Origin of the sequence: Hydrogenophaga defluvii, assembly GCF_042665235.1 — a bacterium.
In the GTDB taxonomy this organism is placed as follows: domain Bacteria; phylum Pseudomonadota; class Gammaproteobacteria; order Burkholderiales; family Burkholderiaceae_C; genus Hydrogenophaga; species Hydrogenophaga defluvii_A.
This window is the reverse complement of sequence record NZ_JBHTBZ010000021.1, coordinates 1-3015: the sequence shown is the minus strand read 5'-3', so window position 1 is coordinate 3015 and position 3015 is coordinate 1. Positions and strand designations below refer to the sequence as shown.

The 3015-nt window shown below is 49.1% G+C and carries 4 protein-coding genes and 1 other RNA gene; 1 reads left to right on the top strand and 4 read right to left on the bottom strand.

Annotation, left to right across the window (positions count from 1 at the left end; translation table 11 throughout):
• Positions 1-79, bottom strand: an RNA gene (ffs, locus tag ACFQU0_RS10385) — signal recognition particle sRNA small type; the annotation flags it as partial.
• 108 nt (positions 80-187) lie between these two features.
• Between ffs and ACFQU0_RS10380 the strand changes: the two genes are divergently transcribed.
• The gene (locus ACFQU0_RS10380) at positions 188-400 is read left to right on the top strand and encodes a hypothetical protein (RefSeq protein ID WP_382200452.1); all 213 of its coding nucleotides are present in this window, start codon (positions 188-190) and stop codon (positions 398-400) included.
• Between the two features lie 152 nt (positions 401-552).
• Here the strand turns inward: ACFQU0_RS10380 and ACFQU0_RS10375 are convergent, their stop codons facing one another.
• The 3 genes from ACFQU0_RS10375 to ACFQU0_RS10365 form a co-directional block, all read right to left on the bottom strand.
• On the bottom strand, positions 553-924 hold the full coding sequence (locus ACFQU0_RS10375) for an HNH endonuclease (protein WP_382200450.1): 372 nt from the start codon (positions 922-924) through the stop codon (positions 553-555).
• A 44-nt stretch (positions 925-968) separates the two neighbouring features.
• The gene (locus tag ACFQU0_RS10370) at positions 969-2021 is read right to left on the bottom strand and encodes a hypothetical protein (RefSeq protein WP_382200448.1); all 1053 of its coding nucleotides are present in this window, start codon (positions 2019-2021) and stop codon (positions 969-971) included.
• A gap of 197 nt (positions 2022-2218) precedes the next feature.
• A partial coding sequence (locus ACFQU0_RS10365) for a GIY-YIG nuclease family protein (RefSeq protein ID WP_382200447.1) occupies positions 2219-3015 on the bottom strand: 797 nt, incomplete at its 5' end.

Genomic DNA, 3015 nt, shown 5'->3' with positions numbered 1-3015 from the left:
CGGCACTGACTCCACAGTTAGGGCTGCTTGGTTCCCCACCTGACCCGGTTGGCCGCTTTGCCATGCGGGAAGGCCCGTCACCTTTTTCATCTCATGTGCTACATGAATGTGTCACATGTTCAAGGGTATCACGAGTCTATTTAGGTGTGTACCATGAACGCTTCAAATGGCCTTGTGGAAGCTTCTGATGACCGACCCGTCACCTGACGTCGAGAAGGCACTAGAAGCCGCTCTAGATGCCCTGGCAGAGGCCACTACTCATGATGGTTCGACGACGCCGCCAGAGGTTTCCATTGAAGCCATCATGAAGCTGGCGGCAGTGGTTGATGCACTCGAAGAGCTGGAGTACCAGAAGCTGGTTGCTCGTCATGAGTTGGGTAGTGGCAGAGTGCTTCACTGATTTCGGTCTGAATCCGCCTCGAACGCTGATAGTTACTTGGCCTGAAATCACACCATGAGTGCAGCTCAATCGAAGACAAAACACCTACACGCAGGCGTTTCACAGTAGTTGCTACGTCCGCGTTGAACGACCCTGCACCGCTGCCTTTACGTTCAATCGTTCAATTGGTTCATTGCATTTCGCATCGCAACAACCTTCTCAGATCGTCGATTTCGAACTTCGATTATGTAAGATTTTGCCCGCTCAATAAGCTCTAGCTTTGAGACAATGCAGTCATCACCCCCAGGATCAAAGTTTGATTTCAGTTTGTTGCAAGTCCAACAGGCTGCGACTTTGTTCGCTATACGTTCATCGCGAACGCCATCTTTACGTGGACGCAAATGATCAACGTTGAATTGAGTCCAGCTATCAATGTCCTTGAAGAAAAATAGATTGCAGTAGGCGCATTGGAATTTAGTTTTCCTCGCAACAAGAAATGTCTCCATTGACCAATTAAAGTTTTTCATAAATTGCTCAGGACTCATGAAACTCTCCCGCTCATAAGTAGAAGTGGGCACACTGACAGCAATTACTGCTTTATAGTCTGAATACCCTCGATGGGAGCGAGTTCCATCTTCCCCAACTCCGAGTTCCATTTTAGCGGTCGTGAGCAATACCTCAAATCACTGCGCGGTGTATCTTCGTTTGCTTTTTGGCCACACAGCTCCCCCGAAACACCTATATAGACTTGAGACGAGCTACCATTCTTCTTAATTTCAAGATCAGTCGCAGGGCTGCCAAATACTTTTACTACCGAGACATCTCCCGTTCGCGCATAAATTGTCACGCTTCCCCCAGAATTTCCAAGAAATGCAACACTACCCTCGCAGTAGATTGCATCAGTCCGGATAATGTAGTCTGGTAAGCCGTCACCTGTGATATCTGTTATTTGCAAAAGTTTTACATTGTCCATCGGCAAACTTTTCCCGCCCGAATCTTCGCATGCCTTGGAGGCGGAAATAACGTCGTTCAATACGGGTGCCGGGATTTCATTTTCTTTAAACCCCGCCACCAAGCCGGATACGCTAGTAAACTCCAAAGCCTTAGGTGACGAGGATGAGTTTTGCAATTTCGACGCATCGCCTTCTCGGACCATGAAATCACACTCTTCTGCCACTTGATCCACGACCTTCTTAGGCCCGACACGAAGGCAACGATACATCTGAAATTGCTCATCAAGTCCAAGTATCACCCACTGTTCCTCGCGGTCCTTTCTGCCAAATAGTCGAATGACACATGTGAACTCCTGCTTTGCATATAAAGCTGGTATCCTTGGAGCATTTTCGGCAAGAACTTCGGGAGACTTGACCGTGCCAAAAACTAGATCGGTGATTTTTACATCCTCTAACGAGTCACACAATCCACCATCTTCTTTGCCAATAGAGAACTTGCTTGACTTGATTAATTCAATCGCCTTGCCCTTTAGGGTGGAATCGATTTTTGATTCACTTTGCGTCTGCCCACAAGCAGAAATTAGAGTGCAAAGCAAAATGGTTAGTCCTATTGAAAAATATCTGACCCAATAAACTGGGGGGCGAGATGTTTTTTTCGTGTCGAAGTTGAATCGATGCGTTTCCATCATTTAAATATCCGCTGCGTAATAGTTTGCAAAACACAAAGCGCAATAATGATTACTGACATGAGATTGCATAATCAGTCAGCAGGATAAATCGCTTATCAAACCAATCGATCCAGCCTACATAATACCGGCCTATGTTGTCTAAATCAACACGCTTTAAACGTGAATATCAAAAATAATCGGTGTGGGCATTTCCCAACTCACTTATTGGCAACAAGACAAGCTGCCTGGGGGTCATAAACGACACCCGTGAGTGTGCCGTCCACCAGTCGTTGGACAACCTCATCGATCACGTGTAGTGGCACAAGGAACCACTCACGAGGCTTCACTGGCTTGCCAAAACGGTCCTGGATGGTGAGGTCCAGTTGGGCTGAACCAAACACGCGGTGGAAAAGTCCCTCAAGCTTCACCCGGTTGACGTTGTGGAGCTTGTAGGTCGCGACGATGTCCACACCCGCCAGCAAGTAGGTCGCCTGGTTCTCCGCCCCCGCGATCCGCGTTTCGACCTTGCCCCCTGTCACACCGATCTTGTGAATCAACTCACGGTGCTGCGTCACAAACGGGTGATCGGACTTGCTGCGAAGTACGTAAATGGTGCCTGACTCGATGTCTTCGGGTTCCACTTCGTCACTGAACAGGGGGCCCATGTTTGGGTCTGTAAGTCGTCTGCCTGTGTCGTCCTTGTAGAGTGCACGCTGCAAAGAACGACGCAAAAGGTTGCTCTCGGTACCGTTCGCGTAGATGACACGCAGACGGGCATCGTTTTCGCCATTGGGTGCTTTGATCGTCTCGCCGACCTCTGCCACATAGGCAAGTTGACCACCCAGGATGAAGAAGTTGCCATCGGTCACGCTGGCATCCCGTCCGAAGCGAAGAGCCATCCGAACGCCCGATTTCAGTTCCTGCTCCACCCGCTTGTTGATTTCCACCGAATTCTGACCCACCGTTTCCATCCAATATTGACCCACCCTGGATAGAGCCCTGAGGGGCTCACGGT

What these genes read in the sequence shown, in the direction of transcription:
- ACFQU0_RS10380 (WP_382200452.1), top strand. Translation starts at nt 188, where the DNA reads ATGACCGACCCGTCACCTGACGTCGAGAAGGCACTAGAAGCCGCTCTA.
- ACFQU0_RS10375 (WP_382200450.1), bottom strand. Translation starts at nt 924, where the DNA reads ATGAGTCCTGAGCAATTTATGAAAAACTTTAATTGGTCAATGGAGACA.
- ACFQU0_RS10370 (WP_382200448.1), bottom strand. Translation starts at nt 2,021, where the DNA reads ATGATGGAAACGCATCGATTCAACTTCGACACGAAAAAAACATCTCGC.